Source organism: Indolivaga capnocytophagoides DSM 22835 (assembly GCF_000426485.1).
GTDB lineage: Bacteria > Bacteroidota > Bacteroidia > Bacteroidales > Dysgonomonadaceae > Dysgonomonas_A > Dysgonomonas_A capnocytophagoides.
This window is the reverse complement of record NZ_AUFL01000010.1, coordinates 26,075-52,311: the sequence shown is the minus strand read 5'-3', so window position 1 is coordinate 52,311 and position 26,237 is coordinate 26,075. Positions and strand designations below refer to the sequence as shown.

Below are 26,237 nucleotides of genomic sequence, written 5' to 3'. Positions count from 1 at the left end.
TTTCTTTACTTTTTGACTTACAGTTCGCTTTGCCTTCCTTCGGGATAATCTCCCAATATCTTCAGATCACTACTGAGAGGACGTATCGCATTAAGAGCTTGTTGATATCGGGCATAATCGTCAAATTTCACATCTACATAAAATTGGTATTCCCACTCACGGCCTATAATCGGAAGAGATTGTATTTTGGTCAGACTGATGTGATAAAACGACAACACCGATAATACCTGAGACAAGCTACCTTCGGTATGCGCCACGGTAAATACAATAGAAGATTTGTTGATCACTTCATCTTTCTGTACTTCATCAACAATCCAGCGGTTACCAAAAATAAGAAAGCGAGTAAAATTGTGCTTATTAGTCTCAATTCCTCTCGCTAGTATTTCTAATCCGTAAATTTCAGCAGCTCTTTCACTGCAAATCGCGGCTACTCCCGACAACTGCTTCTGGGCAATATCACGGGCAGCCAAAGCCGTATCTTCATGCTCAACCACTTTCACTCCCGGAAGAGTTTCCAAAAATTCAACACACTGCATTAAGGCAATCGGATGAGAGATCACCTCTTTCACATCATGAATAGTTTGTCCGGGAAGCACTGCCAAACAATGAGAGATCCGTTGCTTATACTCTCCGGCAATGGGCAGCTTACTATTTTTCAACAAGTCATAATTACCGAGTAAACTTCCGGCAATGGTATTTTCAATCGCCATGATGCCAATCAGGTTCGGATCTTTTTTTATTCCCGTAAAGATGTCTTTGAAAGTTGCGCATGGTACAATTTCAACTTCTTCTTCGAAAAAATTCTCTGCGGCAATCCCGTGATATGCTCCTAATCCGCCTTGAATAGCTACTCGTTTCATTTAGAAATTACTTGTTGTTAATAGTAAAAAAAAATCCCGTCATTTCTGACAGGATTTCATATCTCGTTGTTTATTTTTTATTCACATACAAAATCCTGCCTTTACTTGCTAAAGTAAAAGTAAAAGAAGAAGTATGTAAATGAAAAATGATTCATATTTATCTAAGTAAAATAAATTAAATAGGTCTTCGACCTTGATGTTACAAAAGTAATACAATTTCAATAAAAACAAATAATTTGAAGCTTTTTTTCAAAAAATTCAATACAAATAAGGTTTCACACCTCAATCGTCAATCTTTTCTTTGAGCAGTTTCCCCGATCTGTCGAACTTAAGTTTAGCCTCCAGATTTCCGTTTTCGAGCTCTACTTCTATTCTCGTTCTTTTCACTTCCACTTCTTTCAAAGACCATTTACCGTATTTGGATTCGATATATGAATGAACCTCTCTCGGCAATTCTTTCAGAATACCCATAGGCAACGACTTATACTTGGCTTCGGCTTCCTTCAATAATCCGTCTTTATAAAAATTCAACTTATAGTCTCCATTAAGATGAACTCCATAATTATCAGGCCACTCTCCGGCAAATGACACATTAGACAACCCCTTGAAATATTTGGAGATAATGTTCTTTGATGCCTGCGGCAGATCATTCGCCTTGATCTCGGTCATTCTACCCCATCGTCCGGCAAAAGCTCCGGTAACTAAACTCAATGCTAAAAACAAAAATAATAATCGTTTCATATTCCTAATAATTTATTAAGGTCTCAGACCTTTTAATTGGTTATATTTTTACTCGTTATCTAATGCAAAATTAGAAGTACATTCTGATTAAAATCTGAAGTTAGCCAACCTGCATTTTATTTTTAACTCTAGAATAGAAAATAATTCATATTAAGACTATATCTTTGCACACCAAATAGAATATATTTATAAGCAGAATAATTAAGGGCGCAAACCTATTTACCGCTTTGGGAAGTATAACAACCTGATTTTATTACAACTGGTAAATATATCATTAAATACTTTCATTTAATTACTCGATGAAGATAGGCAATATACAATTCGCAGACAACCCTGTTTTTCTGGCTCCGATGGAAGATGTTACAGACATGAATTTCAGGGTCCTGTGTAAAACTTTCGGTGCAGATATGGTTTATACAGAATTTGTGTCGAGCGATGCCCTCATCAGGCATGTAAATAAGACTAAAGAAAAACTTACGATATGCAATGCAGAACGTCCGGTAGCGATACAAATATACGGACGAGAAGTGGATGCAATGGTAGAGGCTGCCAAGATATGTGAAGAAGCAAACCCCGACATTATAGACATTAATTTTGGTTGTCCCGTCAAAAAAGTAGCAGGTAAGGGAGCCGGCTCGGGAATGATGAAAACACCCGAACTCATGGTAGAGATAACCCGTGAGGTCGTAAAATCAGTAAAATTGCCGGTAACGCTGAAAACCCGTCTGGGCTGGGATCACGAATCTAAAATTATTGTAGAACTTGCCGAACAATTGCAGGACGTAGGTATACAAGCTCTTACCATACATGGAAGAACCCGCAGCCAAATGTATACGGGCGATGCAGACTGGTCATTGATCGGAGAGGTAAAAAATAATCAGAGGATGCACATTCCGATTATCGGAAACGGCGATGTTACTACTTCCGAAATATGCAAGCAACGTTTTGACGAAACAGGAGTAGATGCAGTAATGATAGGACGTGGAGCTATCGGAAATCCTTGGATTTTCAAAGAGGTGAAACATTTCCTGAACACAGGCGAGAATCTTCCTGCCGAACATTTCTCATATTATCTGGATATTCTGAAAAAGTACATTACACAAAATATCGAAGATTGCGGAGAACGGGGAGGAATTATACACAGCCGCAGGCATCTTGCGTCAAGTAACCTTTTCAAGGGAATACCCGACTTTAAGAAAACCCGCATAGCTATGCTTCGTGCAGCAACTGCCGAAGAACTTTTCTCTATAATGGATAGTATCCAGACGGAATACGAGGTATAAAAAAGAACCGGATCCTGATTTCACAATCAAATATCCGGTATAAATTGAGTTAATTTAAAGTAGTATAGGTTATTTAAGGCTGATATAAGGTCAAAGACCTTTTTTCATTCTAGTAATCATATTTAATGTATTATATGATAGTAAACGAGTAAGTCCGATACCTTATCTAAGACTACTCTGTACTATATCTGCTTTTATATAATTTATCACGAGATTTTCTTCTTCCCCTCCATAAGTATACACTGTATAAGCTGCATCCTTTTTCCATTGAGATGATTGGTTATCCCATTCGGTATATCCTAATATAATTATCTCTCCATCGGCATTACAACTATATACATACTTCTGCGCATTGACCCATGAACGAGATCCTTCGTCCCATTTACAAATCTTGCGTTCGGTAATATTACCTGATTGATCATAACTGATTGTATATTGTCTTATTGGTTTTAGCTTTGTATCATTTTCCCCCCTATATACTGTTGTCACTTCAGTATTGTTTTGCTCGTCGGTTATCGTGTTTTTGTAGATTTTTGAATTGTTATTTCCAAAAGTACTACCAAAAGATAATAATAATGTTGCTGCGAATGTAATAATTGTTGCTTTCATAATGTATTTATTTTATTAGTTTTTATTCTTTATTATAGTTTATCACGTTCTGTTATATATTATACCAAAGGTGTGCCAAAACAAACAAAAAGCTAATAATCAACCAAATAAAACAAAACCGATCTTTTTTTAATGTAAAAATATTTTACACCTGATATTTGATTCTTTACAACGCTTATTTTTGTTTCGAGAGAATAATCTAATCTGTCACCAGAAATTCTGTAATCAAGGTCTTAGACCATTTATAAGACCTATATCATATTTCAAAACAACCAGACTATCCAATTTATTGTCATATAAAAACACCCCTGTTATATCGCTGCCCGTTTCGGGTTCAGTTTGCTTATTTTCTCCTAAGCCGGCTAAGCTCAAAAAGATTATAAATGTTACTATTACTAAGGCTGATATAGAATTCATTATTTTTGTTTTTTTAGGTCTTTGACCTTTTTATTAACCTTGCAAGCATAACAACAACAGCCTGTTATCTCTTAAGGATATATCATTAAATACTTTCTGTTACTTATTTTCACGGCATACAATTCTCCTGTACATGAAAAAGTTCATGCTTCACATTCTTCGAAAAATATCATTGTATTTGAAAAATAGCCGGATACTAATTTCACAACCGGTATCCGGTCCTTATTGAGTTAATTGAAGTTATTTCTATATCCCTTCATAGTATAAGACTCCTTATGAAGGAAAATGTTACATATTTATGTTTATATTTTTATGCCTGAATCCTCCGTATCTCGGAAAGAAAGCGTTCACCTTCACTTCTTTTGTTGCTGGGCAGGTTATTACAATATCATAAAACTGCCTGTCCCAAGGATTATTTTTGTTATAAAGTTTAGGGTTAATTGTCACCAAAGAATCCTTTAAACTAATATCAAAGTGTGCATCCTCAGCTTTCTGACGGGCTGCAGAAGTACTCCAGGCAAAAGCCCTTTTATTCAACTCTATCGAGAAATCATTAGCCGTGCTATCTTTTTCAACCCGCACACTGGGAATAAAGAACCATGATGTATTCTGTCCATTCAATCTAAAGATACTGCCATCGTTATCACCAATGCTTTCAGCTTTGCGATATGCCTGTCCCAACTCTACATATAAGGTATTTGAACCTGTTTGAGGCTGTATCGTTTCTGTTACCGAAACATCCCTTCTGTGTTCACGGGCAAAGCGTGTTACCGCCGAACCGATATAAAAGCCTGATAAAAGCCAGATTGCGAACAAGCATCCAACAATAATAAGGTCTCTGACTGTAAATTTGATCATGATACGAATACCGATATACAATAATATTACAGCAGGTATAAACCATGCGACTATCATCGATATATCCAGATTGGCTCTGTCCATGCCGAGTATTTCAAGAAACTCTGTCAGTGTGGGTAAACCTGTTACATTTGAAAAAAACAATAAGCCAATACCACACAAAATGATACTTATACCTATCATATAACAGAATACACCGATAACAATAGAAATGACTCTTAACAATACCTTTCCGGCTTTTTCTCCTTTTTTAGGAGACCTAACATTTCCACTCTGAATACTTTCTATCGAAGGGTCTTCTCCCGACATCGATAACCTTTGGCTAAAAGTCCGGGCAGCAGGCATTATAATCCACAACAGAAAATAAAATAAGAATAAAAATGCACTTAATTTACCCGATATCGGATTTACACCGAATGCCAGTACAACATAAATTACCCTCACAATAACCGGGTCGAGATTAAAATAATGACCAATACCGCTGCAAACCCCTCCGAGGATAGCATTATCCGAATCGCGGTAGAATTTTTTAGTTACAGACGACTGTGTTTTTTTATCCCCACCTTCGTTTACCTTCGATTCTTCTTCCGAAACCTCATCTCCAAAGTCTTTCGGGTTACCCATTATTTTAATAATGTCTTTGGCGTCAGCCAAGGTGATCACACCATCTCCTTTTACATTCTTCAATTGAAGCAGTTCACTCATCCGGGCTTCAATATCCTGAATAATCTCAGCTCCTTCATTCTTTGTTGAAAAATGATCTTTCAGGCTATCCAAATAGCCTTGCAGTAATTGATAAGCATCTACATCGAGCGTAAAGGCATATCCTCCAATACTGACTTTTGTTGTTTCTTTCATATCGTCTTTATATATAATGATATTAAGGTGCTTCCTTATTTTTTACGAATACGGGCGATTGTAGTTACCAGATCTGCCCAAACATTATCAAGTTCCGACAGTACAGCCCTGCCCTTATCGGTTATTGAATAATATTTACGGGGAGGTCCCTGTGTAGATTCTTCCCAGCGGTAAGTCAGCAATTCCTGATTCTTCTGGCGGGTAAGCAATGGATACAAAGTACCCTCTACTACAATCATTTCCGATTCTTTCAATTCATTAATAATCGCCGATGCATAGGCATCACCTTCCGACAAGATACTCAGTATACAATATTCGAGTATACCTTTTCTCATCTGCGCTTTTATATTATCAACATTGATTGGTTCCATAATTTTTCATTTTTAAGGTCTCTGACCTATTTATTACTTTGGTAAGTAAAACATTCAAAGTCTGTTATAAACTAAAAGTATATCATCAAATACTTTCTGTCATGTAAAAATCTCAGATCTTTTCGTTTTACAATTCCTCTTTTTGCAGGACATTCAGTATACTGTTTATTTATTGCCCGAGTAATTTTTAATATTCTCGGCAGTTACCGATTCGCCTCTCATTTCCATTTTCTGACTTCTGGTAATAGCTTCCGGCATAGCAATCCAAAGAACAATATAAACGAGCAGTGTTGCACCATATCCAAAAAGAACCACAACAAATATGATACGCATCAGAGTCACATCAATATTGAAGTACTCAGCCAAACCACTACATACACCTGCTATTTTTTTATCGTCCGGGTTACGGTATAATTTTTTTTCTGATCTCATTTTTTTCTGATTAAAAGTGTTACTACTATTTGTTTTATTTTCTGCCTGAGCTTCCGAAGAGTCGACTTCCCCTAAACACTTTATGACAGAATCAACTATTTTTTCATCTACAACCTGATTCGGATACTTTATTTCTTTTTGAAATAATTCAGAAACACGTATCTCTATATCTTCCATTATCTCTTTTGCTTCATCGGCAGGCAATGTAGATTCGAATCGTGCCAAATAAGCTTTTAATTGAATATAGGCATCATCTTCAATCGTAAAATTGACACCTCCGATATTAACTTCTACTACTTTTTTCATGACATATATTCTTTAACTATTGTTTATACCTTGTTTTATGTATTGCAAATATATGTATTTTATTTAGTACTATGCAATACATAATACCATCCCTAAAATAGTATTGATACATAAAAACAACTATAATATCTTGATATACTGAATACTAACAAAAACAAATAATAGAATATATAACATTATTTAACTAACACAAACTAATATTTAGCAATATAAACTAAAAATACTACAGAGGATAAATCAATTACCTTCTGTAATGATCATAAGACATCTCAGATTGGGCATTTTTTATCTTTATATAAAAGGGCTATTTAAACTCTGATAAACGACAGGCAATAAATAAGGGAGTAACATAAAGGTTACCTTTGTTACCTTTTTGGAAAACACACCCCAAAACCCTAGAGGGGATTCTCGGGTGGCAGCAACATCTCCTTTAAGGGACAGAGGGGGAAAAGGTAATATCCCGAAAGCGAACAGAAAGGATGTCACCTTTGTTACTTTTTAGACATACTGAATCATAAAATATCGGCGATTCTGCAAAATACGACATCACCTGTGACTTTTAAGAGTAAAAGAATACTAATAAATAACACATCAAGAAAACAATACATACTCATTATACAACTTATTTGATATGATATATCTCGAAGCTAAAAATGTCATAAAACAATATGCCGGGCACAGAGCATTGAATGATGTGAGCCTGAAGGTTCCCAAAGGATGCATCTACGGACTGCTAGGCCCCAACGGAGCAGGTAAAACAACTCTGATCCGAATCATAAATCGAATTACGGCCCCCGACAGCGGCGAAATCCTTATCAACGGAAACCCATCAAAAGCATCGGATATATTCGGCATAGGATACTTACCTGAAGAAAGAGGACTATACAAAAAAATGAAAGTAGGCGAGCATGCCGTTTTCCTTGCACAACTAAAAGGACTGAGTAAAAGGGATGCTGAAGAAAAAATCGCATTCTGGTTCAGTAAATTCGACATTTCCTCATGGCGGAACAAGAAGGTTGAAGAGCTATCAAAAGGAATGCAGCAAAAAGTACAATTCATAACAACCGTTATACACGACCCCGAATTATTGATTCTGGATGAACCGTTCAGTGGATTCGATCCTGTAAACGCAGAGCTTCTCAAAAGCGAAATTCTGGAACTCAAGGCAAAGGGTAAAACAATCATCCTATCGACTCACAACATGGAATCGGTAGAAGCTCTATGTGACGAAATCACACTCATCAATAAATCGCAAGCAGTATTGCAAGGCAATGTCAAAGAAATAAGGGAAAGGTACAAAACCGGCGAATTTATGGTGGAAGTACAATCCGAATTCTTCTCTCTCGACACAAATTCTTTTAATGAGATTACCCAAGAATGTACACACCGGAAAACATCGCTGGTACGCATACGAAAATCAGAAAATATGCCGAATTCTCAGGTCATAAAAGAAATATCCGATCGATACGAGATTATCTCTTTCAATGAGATACTACCATCTATGAACGAAATATTCATTCAAACAGTAACGAACCAATGAGAGCTTTAAAACTAATTATACAAAGAGAATACCTCTCGAGGATTCAGAAAAAATCATTTCTGATAATGACCATATTAATGCCGGTTATATTTATCGCATTGATATTTGTTCCGATATGGCTAGCAGGAATCAAAGATTCTCAGGCAAAACAGATTGCCGTAATAGATTCCACCGGAAAATATGCCGATCATCTGAAATCAAACGAAGAATATGTCTTCAACATAACCGATCGCAATCCCGGAAAACTAAAAACCGACGGAGAATCCGAACTCTTCGGTGTTCTGCAAATCACAGACGATCTGGGCAATAATCCCAAAGCGGTAACTCTATACTCAGAAAAACAAGCCCCTATAGGATTGCTCGACTACATTAATTCGACTCTCTCGGAGGTCACAAAGAGCGAAAAGCTGAATAACCTTTCAAAACGTGATAATATCGATCCCGAAGTACTAACCGAAATAAGGAATATATCCCAGAGCAAAAATGATATCAACATCACCACCATGAGATGGGATGAAGACGGAGCCGAGAAAGAAACATCCACTATAATATCATCGGCTATAGGAGGCATCATCACCTTTCTGATGTACATGTTTATACTGATGTACGGCACTATGGTAATGAATGGTGTTGTGGAAGAAAAAAGCAACCGTATTGTAGAAGTTATGATTTCGTCGGTAAAACCTTTCGACCTGATGATGGGCAAAATTATCGGGATTGGACTTGTCGGTATTACTCAATTACTCATATGGATTGTGCTTATAGGCGGTGTACTCGCCTCCGCTGGAACATTGTTTCCTCAATCAGGAATGGAAGACGCAGGATCACCACTTGACGTAAATCTATTGCTATCGGTTAACTGGATCGAGATTGTGATATGCTTCCTTCTATTCTTTATAGGCGGATACCTTATTTATGCATCTATATTTTCGATTATAGGAGCGGCAGTCGACAATGCTCAGGACACTCAGCAGTTTGTACTGCCTGTCACACTTATTTTTGTATTCGCATTATATGCAGGAATATACAGCATACAAAACCCCGATGGACCTCTGGCTTTCTGGTGTTCACTCATTCCTCTTACATCACCTATCGTTATGATGGTACGCATACCGTTCGGAGTTCCCATATGGCAGGTACTGTTATCTATTGCAATTCTGTATATCTCCATTGTATTGGTTGTAAAATTTGCGGCGAAGATATATCGTGTAGGAATCCTTATGTATGGAAAGAAACCGAATATCAAAGAAGTGATCAAATGGTTCTCCTATAAATAAGGCCTCAGCCCCTTTCATTGTCCATCCAAGTATAACAGCAATAAGCAGTTATTACTCTAAAATACGACGTTAAATTCTTACTATTACTTAGAGTAGACATGTCATTGAAGAATATCAAATCATACATGATGCCGATATCTATGGGTATCGGCATTTTATCTTATCCGGTATTGAGCCAACTGGCATTTCTTACCCCTTATCTCATATTCTTCATGCTGCTGCTCTCCTACTCCAATCTTTCGGTACGCCTGATCAGATTTTCCAAGTTGCATTTTTATCTTTTGGCGATACAGCTTGTAGGAAGTGTCGTTGTATATGGAATACTTTACTATTGTACCAACCCTGTAGTTGCTCAGGGTGTAATGATATGCATACTTGCTCCAACTGCAACATCCGCAGTTGTGATCACAGGTATGCTCGATGGCAACATGGCAAGCCTTACTGCTTACAGCCTACTCAGCAATCTGGCTGTAGCAATTGCTGCACCCGTTTTCTTTACGGTTATAGGAGATAATTTCAATCAGATGTCCTTTATAGGGGAGTTCTGGCAAATAGGCAAGCGTATATTTATCCTGCTCATACTGCCATTTATCATATCTATTGTTATCAGTCAGGTTTCCCCAAAGGGCCACAGCTTTATCAGAAAGCAAAAATACCTTTCGTTCTACCTGTGGAACATAGCCCTTATTATAGTCACAGCACGTACAACAAACTTTTTGTTAACAGAAGGACAAGGACATTTTCATCTCATGATCCTTATATTCGGTCTGGCTTTGGTGGTATGTATTCTCCAGTTTATAACCGGACGAAAATTGGGAAAACGATACAACGACACAGTAGCCGGAGGACAGGGTCTCGGACAGAAAAACACCATCTTAGCCATCTGGATGGCTCAGTCCTATCTCAACCCTATATCATCCATCGGACCGGGAGCATATATACTATGGCAAAATATGATCAACTCTTATCAGGTATGGCGCAAACACCACTGACTCTGAGATGTTTGAATATCCTTAACAATCAGGATATTTGTATATTCAAACATTCTTTCTAACTTTACACGCTGAAACAAGCGTCCTTTTCTGAACAAAAAAGGCAAGACAGAAGGAGGATAAATCTCTCTCAGGGAACAAACTATTAGGCAGATATCTTTTTACAACAATATACAATTGTAATAGAATAAACGGTTATGAAGAAACTCTCAATAACATTACTCACACTTTCTCTGACATTTACTCTTATCGGGCAAAACGCCACTACAGATAAGGAAAATGTTAAAAAAGACGGGCAATATGAGAACCAATATAAAGAATCGAGCAATTTTTACATAAACTCCGATGGTCTTGTTGTATACAAGCGGAGCGGCGTTACAACTCAAGATGAGAACAGAAGGAATACTGTATCTGACAATCATCAAACAACAGAGACAGCCGATTACAGCAATACCACAAATGAAACAGTTCAAACCAAAGGTACTCCGGTCATTGTTAAGAAAGAGGCATATGACAACAATTCAAGCCGGACCGAAAACAAAGAGGAAGAACCTGTTTTAATAAAAGCAACTAAAAAAGCTCCGATTAATGAGTATACTGCCGAAGAGCAGACCTATACACCACCAGTTTCGGTAAGCAGTAGTACAGCAACAGGAATCAAAAAAGAAGCTATGACTGTAGATGAATCAATTTCCATCAATAGCAAGCCCGAAAACCTTAACAATTCGGATGAAGAAAGTGTTAACTATGGGGCGATCAATTCCTCCAAGAAAGACAAGAAAAACGCTGATAAATCGATAAGCGGCGAAGAAGCCAAAAAGAAATACAAGAAATATAACACTTACGAAAAACGTCCTTCTCAATACAAAAACATTGAAGAAGCGGCATTGGCTGTGGATGCCATGATCGAAGAGTTAAAAAAGAACCAGACGCAAACAACGGGAGCAAGGTCAATGTCTTCGAGACTATCGACCGGAGCTAACCGTGCCAGCTTAAAGAAAAAACCACTCAGCAGCTCTTCATTCTCTGGCACTTATAATACAAGTTCGCAGGCTTCGGGAAAGCCGGCTTCTACACAAACCCCAGAACAGGACAGCGCATGGGGAGATGAACCGACCTATTACATCAACGGTACAGAAGCAGAACAAAGCGATATAGACTTGCTGAGAAAAAAGGACATTATCCGGAAAGAATTTAAAATAAGGAATACAGTTTCCGGAAACCCAAACGGAGAAGTATGGTATGAAGTAAAAGACTATAACAGACAAAAATAAGAGCCAAAACAGAAGAGAGAATCCACTTGTGATTCTCTCTTCTGTTTTATCTCCTCAATACTGACTCTATGACCTCCGGAAAATACTTATACTCGAGTTCATGTACTTTATGAGCTACATCTTCATATGTATCATTCTTTTCTACCGGACATTTTGCCTGAAATATTATATTACCTTCATCGTAATTTTCATTAATATAGTGAATCGTTATACCCGATTCTGACTCTCCTGCCTGCACCACTGCTTTATGCACATTATCTCCATACATACCTTTCCCCCCAAACTTAGGCAAAAGAGCAGGATGTATATTTACTATCTTATCAGGGAAAGCTTCAATTATATTGTTTGGCACCTTTAGTAGAAAACCGGCCAAAACGATAAAATCAATATGTTCACTCTTCAAAAAATCCAGAACCTTATCCGAAGAATCAAATTCAGATTTAGAAAAAGCAACAGATCTAACACCTAAACGCTTAGCTCTTTCATGAACATAAGCATCAGGCTTATTTGAGATTATAACCCCGATCCTGCAGATATTTTTATCTTTAAAGTAAGAGATGATGTTTTCGGCATTAGAACCCGATCCGGAGGCAAAAATTGCAATATTAAGCATAATTGGCTGTTTCAAATTTGCACACAAAAACAACAAATGTGCAGTTTTAACGAATTTTCTAGGCAAAATATTTGTATGATATCAATAAAATACGTTTACTTTGCATCGACAAAATTAGAAATAAAATTTAATTATTAATTAAAATCAAAAAGTTATGTCTGACGTAGCATCAAGAGTTAAAGCTATTATCGTTGATAAATTAGGTGTTGAAGAAACAGAAGTTACTAATGCAGCAAGTTTCACTAACGACCTTGGCGCTGACTCGCTTGACACAGTAGAACTTATCATGGAATTCGAAAAAGAATTCGGTATTTCTATTCCTGATGATCAAGCTGAAAAAATCTCTACAGTAGGAGACGCTATCGCTTATATTGAAGCTAACGCAAAATAATCTTTTTTCCACTAATCATAAATTATGGAATTAAAAAGAGTAGTAGTAACGGGTTTAGGAGCAGTAACACCGCTTGGTAATGATGTGGCAACCACATGGAATAATGCCATAAACGGAGTTAGTGGTGCTGGACCCATTACTCAATTTGATGCATCGAAATTCAAAACACAGTTTGCCTGTGAAGTAAAAGATTTCGATGTAACGAAATATCTCGACAGAAAAGAAGCACGTAAGTGCGACAGATATACACAATTGGCTATTGCGGCCTCAGAAGAAGCTATTGCGGACTCTGGACTTAAGTTTGAAACTGAAAATTGCGATAAAATCGGAGTCATTGTATCTGCCGGAATCGGAGGTATAAAAACATTTGAAGAAGAAGTTGGCTATTATTACCAAAATAAGGAAATGGGCCCTAAATTCAATCCGTTTTTTATACCGAAAATGATTGCAGATATCGCATCCGGTCATATCTCAATGAGGCATGGTCTTCGCGGACCTAACTTCGGAACGGTTTCAGCTTGCGCATCATCAACCCACAGTGCTATCTCGGCTTTTGATATTATCCGTTTAGGTAAAGCAAATGTCATGGTAGTCGGAGGAGCCGAAGCTACTATCAGCGAATCGGCTGTTGGTGGATTTAATGCCATGACTGCCCTGTCGACAAGAAACGATTCTCCTCAAACCGCATCACGTCCATTCAGCGCCAGTCGCGATGGTTTTGTTATGGGAGAAGGATCAGCTTGTCTTATTTTCGAAGAGTTGGAGCACGCATTAGCTCGTGGAGCCAAAATATACGCAGAAGTCGTAGGAGGAGGAATGTCAGCCGATGCTTATCACCTGACATCATCTCACCCCGAAGGGCTTGGTGCTAAGATTGTAATGAAAGCAGCTTTGGAAGATGCCAACATGAAACCCGAAGAAATAGACTACGTAAATGTTCACGGAACATCTACACCTGTAGGAGATCCTTCGGAAATAAAAGCAATCAAAGACATATTTGGCGAATCAGCTTACAAACTGAATATCAGTTCGACAAAATCAATGACCGGACACCTTTTAGGTGCTGCTGGAGCTATGGAATCTTTATTCTGTGTACTATCTGTACAGAATGACATAGTACCTCCTACAATCAACTTCACTGAAGGTGACGAAGATCCTGAAATTGATTACAAATTGAATCTGACTTTCAATAAAGCTCAAAAACGTGAGGTACGTGCAGCACTTTCCAATACTTTCGGGTTTGGAGGACATAATGCATGTGTAATTGTGAAGAAGTTTAAGAAGTAAGAAGTGCTTAAAAAACTATATCGAACTGTAAGGCTTTTTCCTCACATAGGGAAAGAGCCTTATGTTTCTTTTTTCAAAATACTCAATTTCTATCCGTACAATATAACCTTGTACGAACAGGCTTTATTGCATAAATCGTCATCAATAAAATTAAAGGATGGGCGTTGGATAAACAACGAACGGCTCGAGTTTTTAGGTGACGCCATCTTAGATGCAATAGTAGCCGATATTGTATTTAAAGAGTTCGAATATAAGAAAGAGGGATTCCTGACAAATATGCGGTCAAAAATCGTACAGAGGGAAACACTCAATAAGCTCGCTTTGGATCTGGGCTTAGACCGATTGATCAAATCATCGGCAAAAACAGCCAACCACAAAACACATATGTATGGGAATGCACTAGAAGCTCTGATCGGAGCAATTTATCTGGATCAAGGATACCGTGTGGCAAAACATTTCGTACACGAAAGACTTATCCTGACTTATCTGAATATGGAATCGGTTGCACAACAGGAAGTTAATTTCAAATCGAGATTGATAGAATGGAGCCAGAAAAACAAAATCCCGGTAGAATTCAGGTTAGTAGAGTCGTTTGTTGACGAAAACAACAATCCCATTTTCATCACATCTGTGTTCGTATACAACGTCGAATGCGGAAAAGGAAAAGGATTCTCAAAAAAAGAATCCCAACAAAAAGCAGCCGAAGAAGCTTATCATAAAATAGGATACGAAAAAGACTTCGTAAAAGACATCCTGATCCTTAAAGAAAAAGAGGATGCAGATGCAGCAAAAGAGTCAGAAGAAGAAAATACTCCTACAGAAAGAGACCCTTCGGATCAACCTTCTTGAGGAAACCTCTTTTCGATAATCACAAACTCATATCCATCTTTTTCGAAAGTCTGTCCGGTAGGCTCAAAACCAAACTTCTTGTAAAAGTCTATTTTTCCGACACGGGCATTACACCACACACGGGGAAACTGCATATCTCTGGCATAATCCAAAATCCATTTAACCAGCTGCGAAGCATATCCTTTTCCTTGGAATTCTTCGAGCGTCGCCAACTTACGAAACTGTAACTCACCGTTGTTCAAAAATATCGATACTACACTGACAGGATTATCATTCTTATGATAGCCTATATGTATTCCCTTGTCATCGTCGGCAAGGATTACAACCTCTTTAGGTTTATCAGCATACATCACTTTATGCCTGATCTCTAAAACCTGATCGTATGGAACTTCGTTAATCATTACAAATTGAGTTTTTTAGGAGAACGAAGGTAAGATTCTACTTCGAAAGAACGTATATTTGTATTATAGAAAATTATAAAACGTATGAAAAAAGCTTGTTTTTTGCTTATTGCAGTAACGATTGCAGTCGCATCTTTTGCTCAATCGTTAAATCTGAAAGATATCACCTCGGGAGTTTATCGTCCTAAGGGAGTGCCGGCAACAGTATCATCCGCTGATGGTGAGTTTTATTATCAGCCTAATACAGAGCAAACCCAAATAATCAAATATTCATACAAAACAGGTCAACCCGTTGCTACAGTCTTTGATGTATCAACTGCGAGAGATTGCAATATATCTAAATTCGAAGGATACCTGATGAGCCCCGATGAAAACCGCCTATTAGTTTACACAAGCAGCGAACCGATATACAGACGTTCATTTAAAGCCGATTATTACTATTTCGATATACGCCGCAATCTGATAAAAAAACTGACCGAGAATAAGTCAAAACAACAATCTCCTGTTTTTTCACGTGACGGACGTATGCTTGCATATGTTACCGATAATAACATATGGCTTGCAAAATTCGATTATGGAACAGAATCTCAGATAACTAAAGACGGAGCATTCGGAAAAATCATCAATGGAGCAACCGATTGGGCTTATGAAGAAGAATTCACCGTTACAGAACTGATGGACTTCTCTCCGGATAACAAACTGCTTGCATTCGTAAAATTTGACGAAACCAATGTTCCCGAATTTTCTTTCCAAAACTTCAAACATCAGCTTTACCCCACCCTGCAATCGTTTAAATACCCGAAGGCAGGAGAAGCAAATTCTAAAGTAAGCTGCAACGTTTTTGATATTGAGTCCAAAACAATAAGAGATATTAAGTTTCCGGCGAATACCTCTTTCGAATATATCCCTAAGATAGTTTTTGCCCCGAATTCACAACTGGCTGTACTTACATTAAACAGAGAACAGAACGACTTCAACATGTATTTTTCTGATCCCCGAAGCCTCATCAGTAAACTAATTCTGAGAGAACAGAACGACAGATATATCAATTTCGACTTCTTTAACTCTATCCATTTCATCGGAGATCAGTTTACATATATAAGCGAAAAAAGCGGTTACAGCCACATATATCTTTACTCAATGGCAGGAGTACAGCAAAAACAGCTTACTTCGGGCAATTATGATGTAACCGGGATATTAGCATGCGATCCGGTAAGCAAATCGGTATTTTATGAGGCAGCGGAAGACAGCCCACTTCAAAGAGGTATCTACAAAGTGGATCTGGTAAAAGGAACAAAAACTAAACTATCTGCTAAAGCAGGATACAATACAGCAATATTCAGTTCGAACGGAAAATACTATATCAATAACTGGTCGAATACCAATACTCCAAACTTAATCACTTTGAACGATGCTTCGGGCAAAGAACTACGGGTATTGGAAGATAATAAAGCTTTACAAAACAAGGTGGCGTCTGCAGGAATACCCAAGAAAGAATTCATCACAGTACAGGGAGCAGACGGATCCAACCTGAATGCATGGATCATGAAACCTCTCAATTTCAACCCATCTCAACAATATCCATTGTTAATGGTACAGTACAGCGGACCGGATTCACAGGAAGTATTAGACCGTTTCAATATCGACTGGGTACATTACCTTGTTAATCAAGGCTATATTGTAGCATCTGTTGATGGCAGAGGAACAGGAGCCCGAGGGCAGGAATTCCGCAAATGCACATACATGAATTTAGGCATCAAAGAATCTGATGATCAGATTGCTGCTGCAAAATACTTCGCCACATTATCTTACATCAATCCTTCGGATATCTCAATCTGGGGATGGAGCTACGGCGGCTATAATGTATTAATGAGCCTCAGCCGAAGTCAAGGTGTATTCCGGTCCGGAGTTGCTATTGCACCTGTCACTGACTACAGATATTACGATTCGGTATATACCGAGAGATATATGCGTACACCTCAGCAAAATGAAGCCGGCTACGCAAATGGTTCCCCGATTAATCTGGCATCGTCTCTATCAGGAAAACTGCTATTGATACATGGTACAGCGGATGACAACGTACATTTCCAAAATACTGTAGACTACACGTCATCTTTGATAAAGGCAGGCAAACAATTTGACCTGTTTGTATTCCCCGATCTAAACCATTCGATATTGGGAAGTGATAATAGAACATATTTATATACAAAAATCATTCATTTTCTCAATCAGAAATAAAAAAAGAGAATCGCTAATCCGATCTGTTTACAAAAAGATAAAAGATGAAATATATCATTATTTCATCTTTTTTTTATCCTTTTCCGCCAAAAGTCAAAGTATTTTCAGAAATGATTTATTACATTGCAGTCAAGAACGCTGTTAGGACAATTTCACTCACTAAAATCTTTCTAAAAAAAATAAACAAAAGATAATAATGTTTGTTTTATATATCATAATAATAATATCCGAAGATATATTATTTACTCATAACAAGCTTAGACTATTATGTTTACCAAAACCAGCAAAAAAAGTCTAAGACATTAATTTGATAATAAGAAGATAATAGAAAGAAAAAATTGATCTCTAACACTTTAAAAGCATGCACTTTTAACATGCAATACATGGCTTAGGGATATTTATATTATGATTACAAAAGGTGTCAAAAAATACTTGATTAACCCCTCTTTGGGCTTAATCATAGGAGTCTTATTCATTGTATTATTCTGGACTACAAATAATGTACTCTATTCATTAGCTATATCGATCTTTGTTTCGATATTGGCAGATGTATGTTTGAGATTATATACAAAAGCGAGTGTTTGCGGACTGATATTTCTGTTCAATTCATTTGCTCTGGGACTCACACTTATTATCAGGCTGCTTACAGCACCACAGGATTTGCCACCGGTATTTTTCCTTGCATTTTATTTTGTCATTCTGACCACTTTTCTTACTGTGGCCAGACTATCCAAAACATACATAAGCATGTATCTTGGAAAGAAAAAAAGTATTGTACAGAAAACATTCCTGAGCGAAGTATTCGATATCGCCCGGTTATCGCAATATATTCTGACACCTTACATATTTGTACTGCTGATCTATTCATTCAAGCAACCGGTAAAATACCTGTGGGAAGTTAATTTAATTATATACGGTATTGTCCCTGTTATAATATTTCTCTTTATTGTCATCTACGAAGAAGTTAAAACCCGCAGGATCATCAAACAATTGAGAAAAGAAGAATGGCTGCCTATAGTTAACGAATCAGGAGAAGTTACAGGAAGAATCGCACGCTCTGTTTCTTCTAAAATGAAAAATAGATTCATGCATCCGGTTGTTCGGGTTGCACTTATACACAAAGGAGATGTTTACTTGCAAAAACGGTCAGAAACAGACACTCTTGATCCCGGATCATACGATCATCCATTCGAGAAATACATGTTATTCAACCACGAAATAAATATTGCAGTACGAAACAGTATATCACGGGCATTAAACATGCAGGAACTGCCGTTTAATTTTCTTATCAAGTATGTATATGAAAATGAAGAGACCAAACGATTGATATTTCTTTTTATCGCACGTATTGAAACAGAAGAACAATTAAAAAGCATAAGTCTGCTTAATGGTAAATTCTGGACAGCGAAACAGATTGAAGAAAGCTTCTCGGATGAAAAAGTTTTCTCCGAATGCTTCCAATTAGAATACGAGTACCTGAAAAATGTAGTAATTCAGGCAGAACTTGTTAAAAACGAGATTATAAAATAAGAGATAAATAAATCTAAGTAAAAAGCCTGTTTTCATCTGGAAAGCAGGCTTTTATTTTACCATCCAAAATACCGCATCTATGGTATTTTCAAGAATATTAACATCCAATACCTTTGCTTTTGTAAAAAATAAAGAAAAATATGGGGCTACACAATTATCAAAAAGAACAGATCCTTAAATTATTGGGATTCGGACTTTTATCTGGACTTTTCAAAATTAGAATCCAAGCGGTTTTCATGCGATGTTGTTGATCATATTTTAGAATAAAGTATCGTTATCAGAAACTCAACATCAATAAAAAAACCGAAAAATGAAAAAAATAATATATTCAGTATTAACACTTTTAGCATTAGGATCAACTACCGTATTTGCTCAGAAGTTAACAACTATCAAAGGAAAAATCTACGATCAGAACACTCCGCTCGTAGGGGCTATTGTCAGAATAGAAGGTACTAATATAAATACCGTAACCAACGACGACGGAACATACGAAATAAAGACTGCTCCGGGTTCATATACCCTTGCTGCCAGTTATTTGGGATATGACCAGAAATGGGCAAAAATCATATTAGAAGAAAATCAGGACGGAAAACAGGATTTCCAACTGTCACAAAAAGAATTAGGAGAGGTAGTAGTTCTTGGTTCACGGGGAGGAGGAAGATCTCGCCTCGAAACACCCGTTCCGGTGGATGTTATAGACGCGCAGACTCTGAAAGACGTTCCACAGGTCTCACTTACCCAGATCTTAAACTATGTAGTCCCTTCTTTTAACTCCAACACACAGGTTATCAGCGATGGTACAGACCACATAGACCCGGCTACGTTGAGAGGACTAGGTCCTGATCAGGTATTAGTACTTATCAACGGTAAACGCCGTCACACGACCTCGCTTATCAATATCAACGGAACAGTAGGTAAAGGATCGGTAGGAACAGACCTTAACGCAATTCCCACATCCGCCATCAAACGCATCGAAGTATTACGTGACGGAGCAGCAGCTCAATACGGATCTGATGCTATTGCCGGAGTAATAAATATCATTCTGGAAGATTCCACTGATAAGCTAAAATTCAGTACATCGGCAGGAGGATATTGGTCTAAAAACTCAGAAGATGATTTCGATGGAGAAAGAGTGGATGTTGATCTCAATTACGGGATTAAATTAGGAGACAAAGGTGGATTCCTTAATTTCTCGGGAGTTTACAGCGATCGTAAGCCAACTAACCGACAGAAAGAATTTACAGGAACTATCTTCAACGATTACAACCGCCCCGACCTATACCCGAACCCTACAGGAAAAGACATAACAGACGAAGAATTAGCCCGCAGAGGAGAAACTCGTGCAGACTATGTTTCCCGTATCGGACAATCGAAAACCAGAGGAGGTGCTGCCTTTTTCAATGGTGTATTACCTCTTAAAAACGAAACTGAGATTTATGCATTCGGGGGACTAAATTACAGAGAAGGTGAATCGGCAGCATTCCGCCGCCAGCCGGCTCAAATCACTCAGAATATTTCCGAAATATATCCCGATGGATTTTTGCCACTTATCGCAACTAACAATTACGATAAATCTTTATCAGCCGGAATCAGGGGCGTAGTATCAGGATGGCATGTCGATTTATCAAATACTTACGGGAATAATACAATTGATTTCAATACAGAAAACAGTTTGAATGCTTCTTTAGGAAAAAGTTCTCCGACAAGTTTTGATGCCGGCGGATACGGCTTTACCCAAAATACGACCAATCTGGATATAGACCGCAATTTTGCAGACGTCCTGTCCGGAGTCAACCTGGCATTCGGAGTAGAACACCGATACGAAAACTACATCATCCGTGAAGGAGAAGAATCATCATACCGCGACTATGGCAAAGCTAATAAAGTAGGAACGGATGTAAACGGAAATCCGATCTATGTATCTGATATCAACGGTTCGGTTCAAACCCTTTTCGCTGAAAACGGTTCAGCTTATGCGGGAGGAGCTCAGGCTTTCCCCGGATTCAGACCCGAGAATGCAACCAATTCACGCAGGTCATCAGTAGCCGCTTACGGAGATGTAGAGGTAAACTTTACTCCTCAATGGTTAGTTGCGGGAGCCCTTCGTTTCGAGAACTATTCTGATTTTGGTTCCACTCTCAACTGGAAAGTATCTACTCGTTACAAGGTCAACGATATCCTTTCGTTTCGTGCTGCCGCCAATACAGGATTCAGAGCTCCTTCGCTGCATCAACGATATTTCAGTGCTACATCAAGTGTCTGGACAGATGGCGTAATCGTCCAATCCGGAACTTTCACCAACGACAGTCGTGCGGCTAAATTATTAGGTATTCCAAAACTGAAAGAAGAAAAATCATTCAGTGTAAGCGGAGGCTTCACTGCTAACTTCGGAAAATTCAAAGCAACTGTCGACGGATACTTTATCCGCATAGATGACCGCATTATTTATACAGGACAATTCAAAGGAGATAATTCGGCAAATGCATCCGAACAAGATAAAGAAATATATCAGCTATTGAATCAGGTGGGAGCATCATCGGCTCGTTTCTTTGCCAATGCAATAGATACCGAAACCAAAGGTATAGACGCAGTACTGACTTATCAGGATCAAATAGGAAAAGGGAATTTGAGAGTCGATCTGGCAGGAACATTTTCGAAAACCAATATTGTAGGAGACGTACACTCATCGACTATTCTCGCCGGAAAAGAAAGCTCGTATCTCGACAGGGCAAGCCGCATTTACATAGAATCTGCTACCCCAAGAGTAAAAGTGAACCTGGGTATTAATTACAGTCTCGACAAATGGTCGTTCTTGGTACGCAATGTATATTTCGGGTCTACCGATGCAGCTACCAATGTAGAAGCAGATGCACAAACATACGATCCAAGAATCATAACAGATCTTGTCGTTGGTTATGACCTCAATAAAAATCTAAAACTAAGCCTTGGCTCGAATAATGTATTTGACATCTATCCTGATAAAAACAATGCAGGAAACAGAGGAGCAGGATACTTTATCTACTCACGTACAGGACAGCAATTCGGATTCAACGGACGTTATGTTTTTGCCAGAGTCGGATTGACTATATAATAGACATCTATTAATTACCAGTAAATAAAAATTGCCGGATTGTATTACAGCAATCCGGTATTTTTTATATTTGTAACATACACAGAAATTCAAAATCGAGATGAAAATAAATCTACTCATATCCTCTTTTATTCTATCGCTAACCCTATCGGCTCAGTCGCCTACCCTTTCACCAAACGGGATGGTAGTATCTGCTCATCCTTTAGCTTCCGAAGCCGGAATAGAAATACTCAAAGAAGGGGGTAATGCTATAGATGCAGCCGTTGCTGTACAATTTGCACTGGCTGTTGTTTATCCCAATGCAGGAAACATAGGTGGCGGGGGATTTATGGTATATCGTTCTACCGAAGGCAAAACGACAGCTTTGGATTACAGGGAAACTGCTCCCCAAAAAGCACACAGAGACATGTATCTCGACGAAAACGGGAATGCCATAACAGATAAAAGCCTATACGGAGGATTAGCTGCCGGAGTTCCCGGAACAGTAGCAGGAATGGAAGAAGCTCATCGCAAGTACGGAAAGCTATCGTGGGATAAGATACTGGCTCCGGCAATTAAACTTGCTGAAAACGGATTCGGGTTAACCGATATGCAAGTCGATGAATTAAACAAAAATAAAGATTACTTTATCCGTTATAATTCCAATGGATGTGCTTTCGTTAAAGATACGGAATGGTCTAAGGGTGACATCTTGAAGCAGCCCGATTTAGCCAAAACCCTAAAGCTTATTGCAAAAAAGGGCAGTAAAGGATTCTATCAGGGAGAAGTCGCCGATATGATAATTGCCGAAATGAAAAGGAACAATGGAATCATCTCATCAGATGATCTTAAAAATTACAAGGCAATCTGGCGTATCCCCATATCAGCCGATTATAAAAACTACAAAGTTATATCTATGCCGCCACCTTCGAGCGGAGGTATTGCACTTATTACTCTGCTGAAAACTATTGAGAAATATCCGGTCTCGCAATGGGGTTTTCAGCAGGATTCGACAGTACAGCTGATTGTAGAAGCCGAACGCAGGGCATATGCCGACAGAGCCGAATATCTGGGAGACCCCGACTTTATAAAGGTTCCGCAGAAAGAACTGCTTGAAGCAAACTATATTGTCAGACGCATGGCAGATATAAACTTTGCGCAGGCAACACCCAGTTCGGAGATCAAACCGATAGGATTTACACCTTACGAAAGCGATCAGACCACACATTATTGTATTGTAGATAAAGACCGTAATGCTGTATCAGTTACTACGACCTTAAATGGATCATACGGCTCGAAGGTGGTAGTAGATGGCGCAGGATTTTTATTGAACAACGAGATGGATGATTTTTCGGTTAAGCCCGGTGTACCGAATCTATATGGATTAGTGGGTGGCGAAGCAAACTCCATTGCACCCAATAAACGGATGTTAAGTTCTATGACTCCTACAATCCTCGAAAAAGAAGGTAAACTGTATATGGTTGTAGGTACACCCGGAGGATCAACGATTATCACATCTGTTTTTCAGGCTATAATAAACAACATAGAATATGGATTCGATGCACAGAAATCGGTTTCTGTACCCCGCTTTCATCATCAATGGCTACCTAATGAAGTACAAGCCGAAGACGGAGCCATTACCGATGAAGTAAGGTTGCGTCTTGAGTCGAAAGGCTATAAAATAGTACCCCGCAAACCATACGGAAGAGTCGAAGCTATCATCATTAAAGCTGATGGTACACTCGAAGGAGGAGCTGATTCCAGAGGGGATGATGCTGTTGCCGGATATTAACCACACAAGCCTTTATGATCAAATTTTGCATATGATAAAAAATCCTTATATTTGCACAGTCTGATATAAGTAACCCCTTGATTATTTATACTTGTATCCTAATAATTAATCGTGCTAATGATTTCAGTTTTCACACATATAAACTTTGACCACTCTTGTTTTTTTAACAATTCAGAGATGGTTGTGTCGTGTGAAATATTAGAGAGAGAGAGAGAGAGAGAGAGAGAGAGAGAGAGAGAGAGAGAGAGAGAGACGCACCTGGCGTAACAAATAATCAAAAAATTTCAGAAACAAAATTTCTATTGTGTCAAAATGACGGAGTAGTTTTTCGTGTATACATACCTCAAATATCATATATCAATTTATTATTAAACCGGATGGACAAACTGTATGGAGCAGTCTTGTTGTTGTTTTGTTGTCGTTCTGATTCTGCTTTCAGATTTAAATTGTCCGATAATCGGTTTTGTCATGCAGTAAGGTGCAGAGAATGCACTTTACTGCCTTTTTTGATACCACAAATTACTCGAAATATAAACAACAAGAGGATCTACACCCTCAACACAACATTCAATCTCATAATGAAAAAAAAATTTCTTTTAATGATGGGGATATTCTCCGTCGGGGTTATTAATGCCCAACACGTAGGGATAAATACGACAACACCTCAAGCTACTCTTGAGATCATTTCGACAGGAAATACCAATGCAACACAAGCACTCTCTGCCAGAAATACGTCTGATAATGAAATTTTATCACTACGTGATCACGGAGCACTCGGACTAGGTATAACTACATCGAATATCCGTTTAGACTTGCGTGACAATGCAAATAACTCCATCATAGGTATCGGAACCAGCAGCCAAACAGCAAGTCAGGCCAAGGCCGGAGCGCTAAAGTATGATACCGGAACAAAGGCATTGTATCTTTCTGACAATACTAATTGGGAAAAGCTAAGTGCTAATGTTATCAAGACTTACGTCGTGGCCGACATTATCAACACGAGCCAGTCATTTCTAGATAATACATCTGTCAATATTAAAAACTGGCGTGTGCAAGAAGATCTGTTAGGCACATTCTCATCCTCTACAGGAGAGTTTACCGCTCCTCGTACCGGAACATATACTATCTCGGTAATAGCAACATTCAGCAGCGGAACAGTTGCCGCAGACTCCTATTTACAGCTTAATTTGGTGTCACCTGCAACCACAGTCAAATGTCAATCGACATATAATAAAGCTGCCACTTTTCAAACATCAGTTCTTTGTTCGGGCAACTTCCAGCTAAGCATAGGTCAAATACTGAAGCCTGTAATTTTTCACAATATGGGAAGTGCAAAAACTTTAAAAGCCGGATATTGTAATTTAAGTATATTAGAGAATTAACAAATATGAGAAAATATAGATTTATAACCATAGCCTTTGTCTTTATTTGGGGAGTATTGACAAATAATAGTTTTGCTCAGGTAGGAATAAACACTCAAACACCCACTGCGTCACTCGATATATTATCGGACGGTAATACTTCATCGACACAAAGCTTGCTCATATCTAATGCAAACAATGTAAACTTGATGACCTTACTTGATAACGGATATATGGGGCTTGGAACAGCTAACCCGACCGTAAGGCTAGATCTAAGGGCAACTTATGGAGATAATAATGTTATAGGTATCGGTACAACCAATCTATCGGCAGCGACAGCAAAAGGAGGTGCGATCAAATATGTTCCGACAACCAAAGAACTCCATTATTCAGATGGTACTCAATGGCTGGTTCTCGAATATGATGCCCCACGTAACTGCGTAATAGCAACCAATTCTTACAACACGGTAAATTGTCCTGATAATCAAACAACTCAAGTAGGGAACTGGAACATAAAATATGATCCTACCAATACTTTCAATCCTACAACCGGAGTCTTTACTGCGCCAAAGTCAGGATTATATACAGCAACCCTCAGTCTACATTTCGCTATCGACAAAATTTCTGCCGACAGTTATATCGAAGGGCACTGGATATCCAGCAATGGAAAAACAATCAAATGTACAAACTCGTTTCCGACAGCCGGATCATTTATGGCTCAGATTATTTGCAGCGGTACCATCACCATGAATCAAGGAGATACCCTCTACCCACAGGTATTCCACTCCACAGGAACAGATAAGCATCTTCGTATATATGGAGACTCTGCTGCAACCCCAACATCAGATACAGGCTTCAATAATATCTCTATTGTGATACAATAAAAG

Annotated in this window: 23 protein-coding genes; 14 read left to right on the top strand and 9 right to left on the bottom strand. The window is 38.3% G+C overall.

The window, feature by feature from the left end:
• Nucleotides 1-17: 17 nt before the first annotated feature.
• Both K322_RS0105230 and K322_RS0105225 read right to left on the bottom strand, forming a co-directional pair.
• Complete coding sequence (locus K322_RS0105230; protein WP_026625935.1) at nt 18-860, bottom strand: prephenate dehydratase; 843 nt, start codon at nt 858-860, stop codon at nt 18-20.
• Nucleotides 861-1,142: 282 nt separating this feature from the next.
• Nucleotides 1,143-1,601, bottom strand: coding sequence for a PepSY-like domain-containing protein (locus K322_RS0105225; RefSeq protein WP_026625934.1), 459 nt, complete (start codon nt 1,599-1,601; stop codon nt 1,143-1,145).
• A 299-nt stretch (nt 1,602-1,900) separates the two neighbouring features.
• Between K322_RS0105225 and dusB the strand changes: the two genes are divergently transcribed.
• Complete coding sequence (gene dusB / locus K322_RS0105220) at nt 1,901-2,884, top strand: tRNA dihydrouridine synthase DusB (protein ID WP_026625933.1); 984 nt, start codon at nt 1,901-1,903, stop codon at nt 2,882-2,884.
• A gap of 162 nt (nt 2,885-3,046) precedes the next feature.
• On the opposite strand, the gene K322_RS0105215 is transcribed toward dusB, so the two are convergent.
• From K322_RS0105215 to K322_RS0105195, 5 genes are all read right to left on the bottom strand, one after another.
• Nucleotides 3,047-3,493 carry a DUF3836 domain-containing protein gene (locus K322_RS0105215; RefSeq protein WP_026625932.1) on the bottom strand — a complete coding sequence of 149 codons (447 nt, stop codon included), beginning with the start codon at nt 3,491-3,493 and terminating at the stop codon, nt 3,047-3,049.
• Nucleotides 3,494-3,718: 225 nt separating this feature from the next.
• The gene (locus tag K322_RS0105210; protein ID WP_026625931.1) at nt 3,719-3,910 is read right to left on the bottom strand and encodes a hypothetical protein; all 192 of its coding nucleotides are present in this window, start codon (nt 3,908-3,910) and stop codon (nt 3,719-3,721) included.
• 288 nt (nt 3,911-4,198) lie between these two features.
• Nucleotides 4,199-5,626, bottom strand: a complete 1,428-nt coding sequence (locus tag K322_RS0105205) for a PspC domain-containing protein (protein WP_026625930.1) — start codon at nt 5,624-5,626, stop codon at nt 4,199-4,201.
• A gap of 35 nt (nt 5,627-5,661) precedes the next feature.
• Nucleotides 5,662-5,997, bottom strand: coding sequence for a PadR family transcriptional regulator (locus K322_RS0105200; RefSeq protein WP_026625929.1), 336 nt, complete (start codon nt 5,995-5,997; stop codon nt 5,662-5,664).
• A 165-nt stretch (nt 5,998-6,162) separates the two neighbouring features.
• Nucleotides 6,163-6,735 carry a PspC domain-containing protein gene (locus tag K322_RS0105195; RefSeq protein WP_026625928.1) on the bottom strand — a complete coding sequence of 191 codons (573 nt, stop codon included), beginning with the start codon at nt 6,733-6,735 and terminating at the stop codon, nt 6,163-6,165.
• Nucleotides 6,736-7,366: 631 nt separating this feature from the next.
• On the opposite strand from K322_RS0105195, the gene K322_RS0105190 reads away from it, so the two are divergent.
• From K322_RS0105190 to K322_RS0105175, 4 genes are all read left to right on the top strand, one after another.
• Nucleotides 7,367-8,275: an ABC transporter ATP-binding protein gene (locus K322_RS0105190; RefSeq protein WP_026625927.1), complete on the top strand. Its 909-nt coding sequence runs from the start codon at nt 7,367-7,369 to the stop codon at nt 8,273-8,275.
• Complete coding sequence (locus tag K322_RS0105185) at nt 8,272-9,552, top strand: ABC transporter permease (RefSeq protein ID WP_026625926.1); 1,281 nt, start codon at nt 8,272-8,274, stop codon at nt 9,550-9,552. Before K322_RS0105190 ends, K322_RS0105185 begins: the two co-directional genes overlap by 4 nt.
• A 98-nt stretch (nt 9,553-9,650) precedes the next feature.
• Nucleotides 9,651-10,544, top strand: a complete 894-nt coding sequence (locus tag K322_RS0105180) for a bile acid:sodium symporter (RefSeq protein ID WP_035331411.1) — start codon at nt 9,651-9,653, stop codon at nt 10,542-10,544.
• Nucleotides 10,545-10,741: 197 nt separating this feature from the next.
• Nucleotides 10,742-11,818: a hypothetical protein gene (locus tag K322_RS0105175; protein WP_026625924.1), complete on the top strand. Its 1,077-nt coding sequence runs from the start codon at nt 10,742-10,744 to the stop codon at nt 11,816-11,818.
• A 46-nt stretch (nt 11,819-11,864) separates the two neighbouring features.
• Here K322_RS0105175 and purN read toward each other — a convergent pair whose 3' ends face one another.
• Nucleotides 11,865-12,431, bottom strand: a complete 567-nt coding sequence (gene purN, locus K322_RS0105170; RefSeq protein WP_035331409.1) for a phosphoribosylglycinamide formyltransferase — start codon at nt 12,429-12,431, stop codon at nt 11,865-11,867.
• A 154-nt stretch (nt 12,432-12,585) separates the two neighbouring features.
• On the opposite strand from purN, the gene K322_RS0105165 reads away from it, so the two are divergent.
• The 3 genes from K322_RS0105165 to rnc are packed head-to-tail and all read left to right on the top strand — an operon-like array spanning nt 12,586 to nt 14,958.
• Nucleotides 12,586-12,822 carry an acyl carrier protein gene (locus K322_RS0105165; RefSeq protein ID WP_026625922.1) on the top strand — a complete coding sequence of 79 codons (237 nt, stop codon included), beginning with the start codon at nt 12,586-12,588 and terminating at the stop codon, nt 12,820-12,822.
• Nucleotides 12,823-12,846: 24 nt separating this feature from the next.
• Nucleotides 12,847-14,109 (top strand): beta-ketoacyl-ACP synthase II, encoded by a 1,263-nt coding sequence (fabF, locus tag K322_RS0105160; protein WP_026625921.1) that lies wholly within the window; start codon nt 12,847-12,849, stop codon nt 14,107-14,109.
• Between the two features lie 3 nt (nt 14,110-14,112).
• Entirely contained in the window at nt 14,113-14,958 is an 846-nt protein-coding gene (gene rnc, locus K322_RS18645) for a ribonuclease III (protein ID WP_051290650.1), read from the top strand.
• Here the strand turns inward: rnc and K322_RS0105150 are convergent.
• The gene (locus K322_RS0105150; RefSeq protein WP_026625920.1) at nt 14,946-15,359 is read right to left on the bottom strand and encodes a GNAT family N-acetyltransferase; all 414 of its coding nucleotides are present in this window, start codon (nt 15,357-15,359) and stop codon (nt 14,946-14,948) included. The genes rnc and K322_RS0105150 overlap by 13 nt on opposite strands.
• Nucleotides 15,360-15,443: 84 nt before the next feature.
• Between K322_RS0105150 and K322_RS0105145 the strand changes: the two genes are divergently transcribed.
• From K322_RS0105145 to K322_RS0105115, 6 genes are all read left to right on the top strand, one after another.
• A complete protein-coding gene (locus K322_RS0105145) occupies nt 15,444-17,597 on the top strand; it encodes a S9 family peptidase (RefSeq protein ID WP_035331407.1) in 2,154 nt (717 codons plus the stop codon).
• A gap of 405 nt (nt 17,598-18,002) precedes the next feature.
• Nucleotides 18,003-19,127 carry a hypothetical protein gene (locus K322_RS0105140; protein WP_026625918.1) on the top strand — a complete coding sequence of 375 codons (1,125 nt, stop codon included), beginning with the start codon at nt 18,003-18,005 and terminating at the stop codon, nt 19,125-19,127.
• A gap of 310 nt (nt 19,128-19,437) precedes the next feature.
• Complete coding sequence (locus K322_RS0105130; RefSeq protein WP_026625917.1) at nt 19,438-22,218, top strand: TonB-dependent receptor; 2,781 nt, start codon at nt 19,438-19,440, stop codon at nt 22,216-22,218.
• 100 nt (nt 22,219-22,318) lie between these two features.
• Nucleotides 22,319-23,989, top strand: coding sequence for a gamma-glutamyltransferase (gene ggt, locus K322_RS0105125; protein ID WP_026625916.1), 1,671 nt, complete (start codon nt 22,319-22,321; stop codon nt 23,987-23,989).
• A 578-nt stretch (nt 23,990-24,567) separates the two neighbouring features.
• Entirely contained in the window at nt 24,568-25,371 is an 804-nt protein-coding gene (locus tag K322_RS0105120; RefSeq protein ID WP_134437237.1) for a hypothetical protein, read from the top strand.
• A gap of 5 nt (nt 25,372-25,376) precedes the next feature.
• A complete protein-coding gene (locus tag K322_RS0105115; RefSeq protein ID WP_026625914.1) occupies nt 25,377-26,234 on the top strand; it encodes a hypothetical protein in 858 nt (285 codons plus the stop codon).
• Nucleotides 26,235-26,237: the final 3 nt, after the last annotated feature.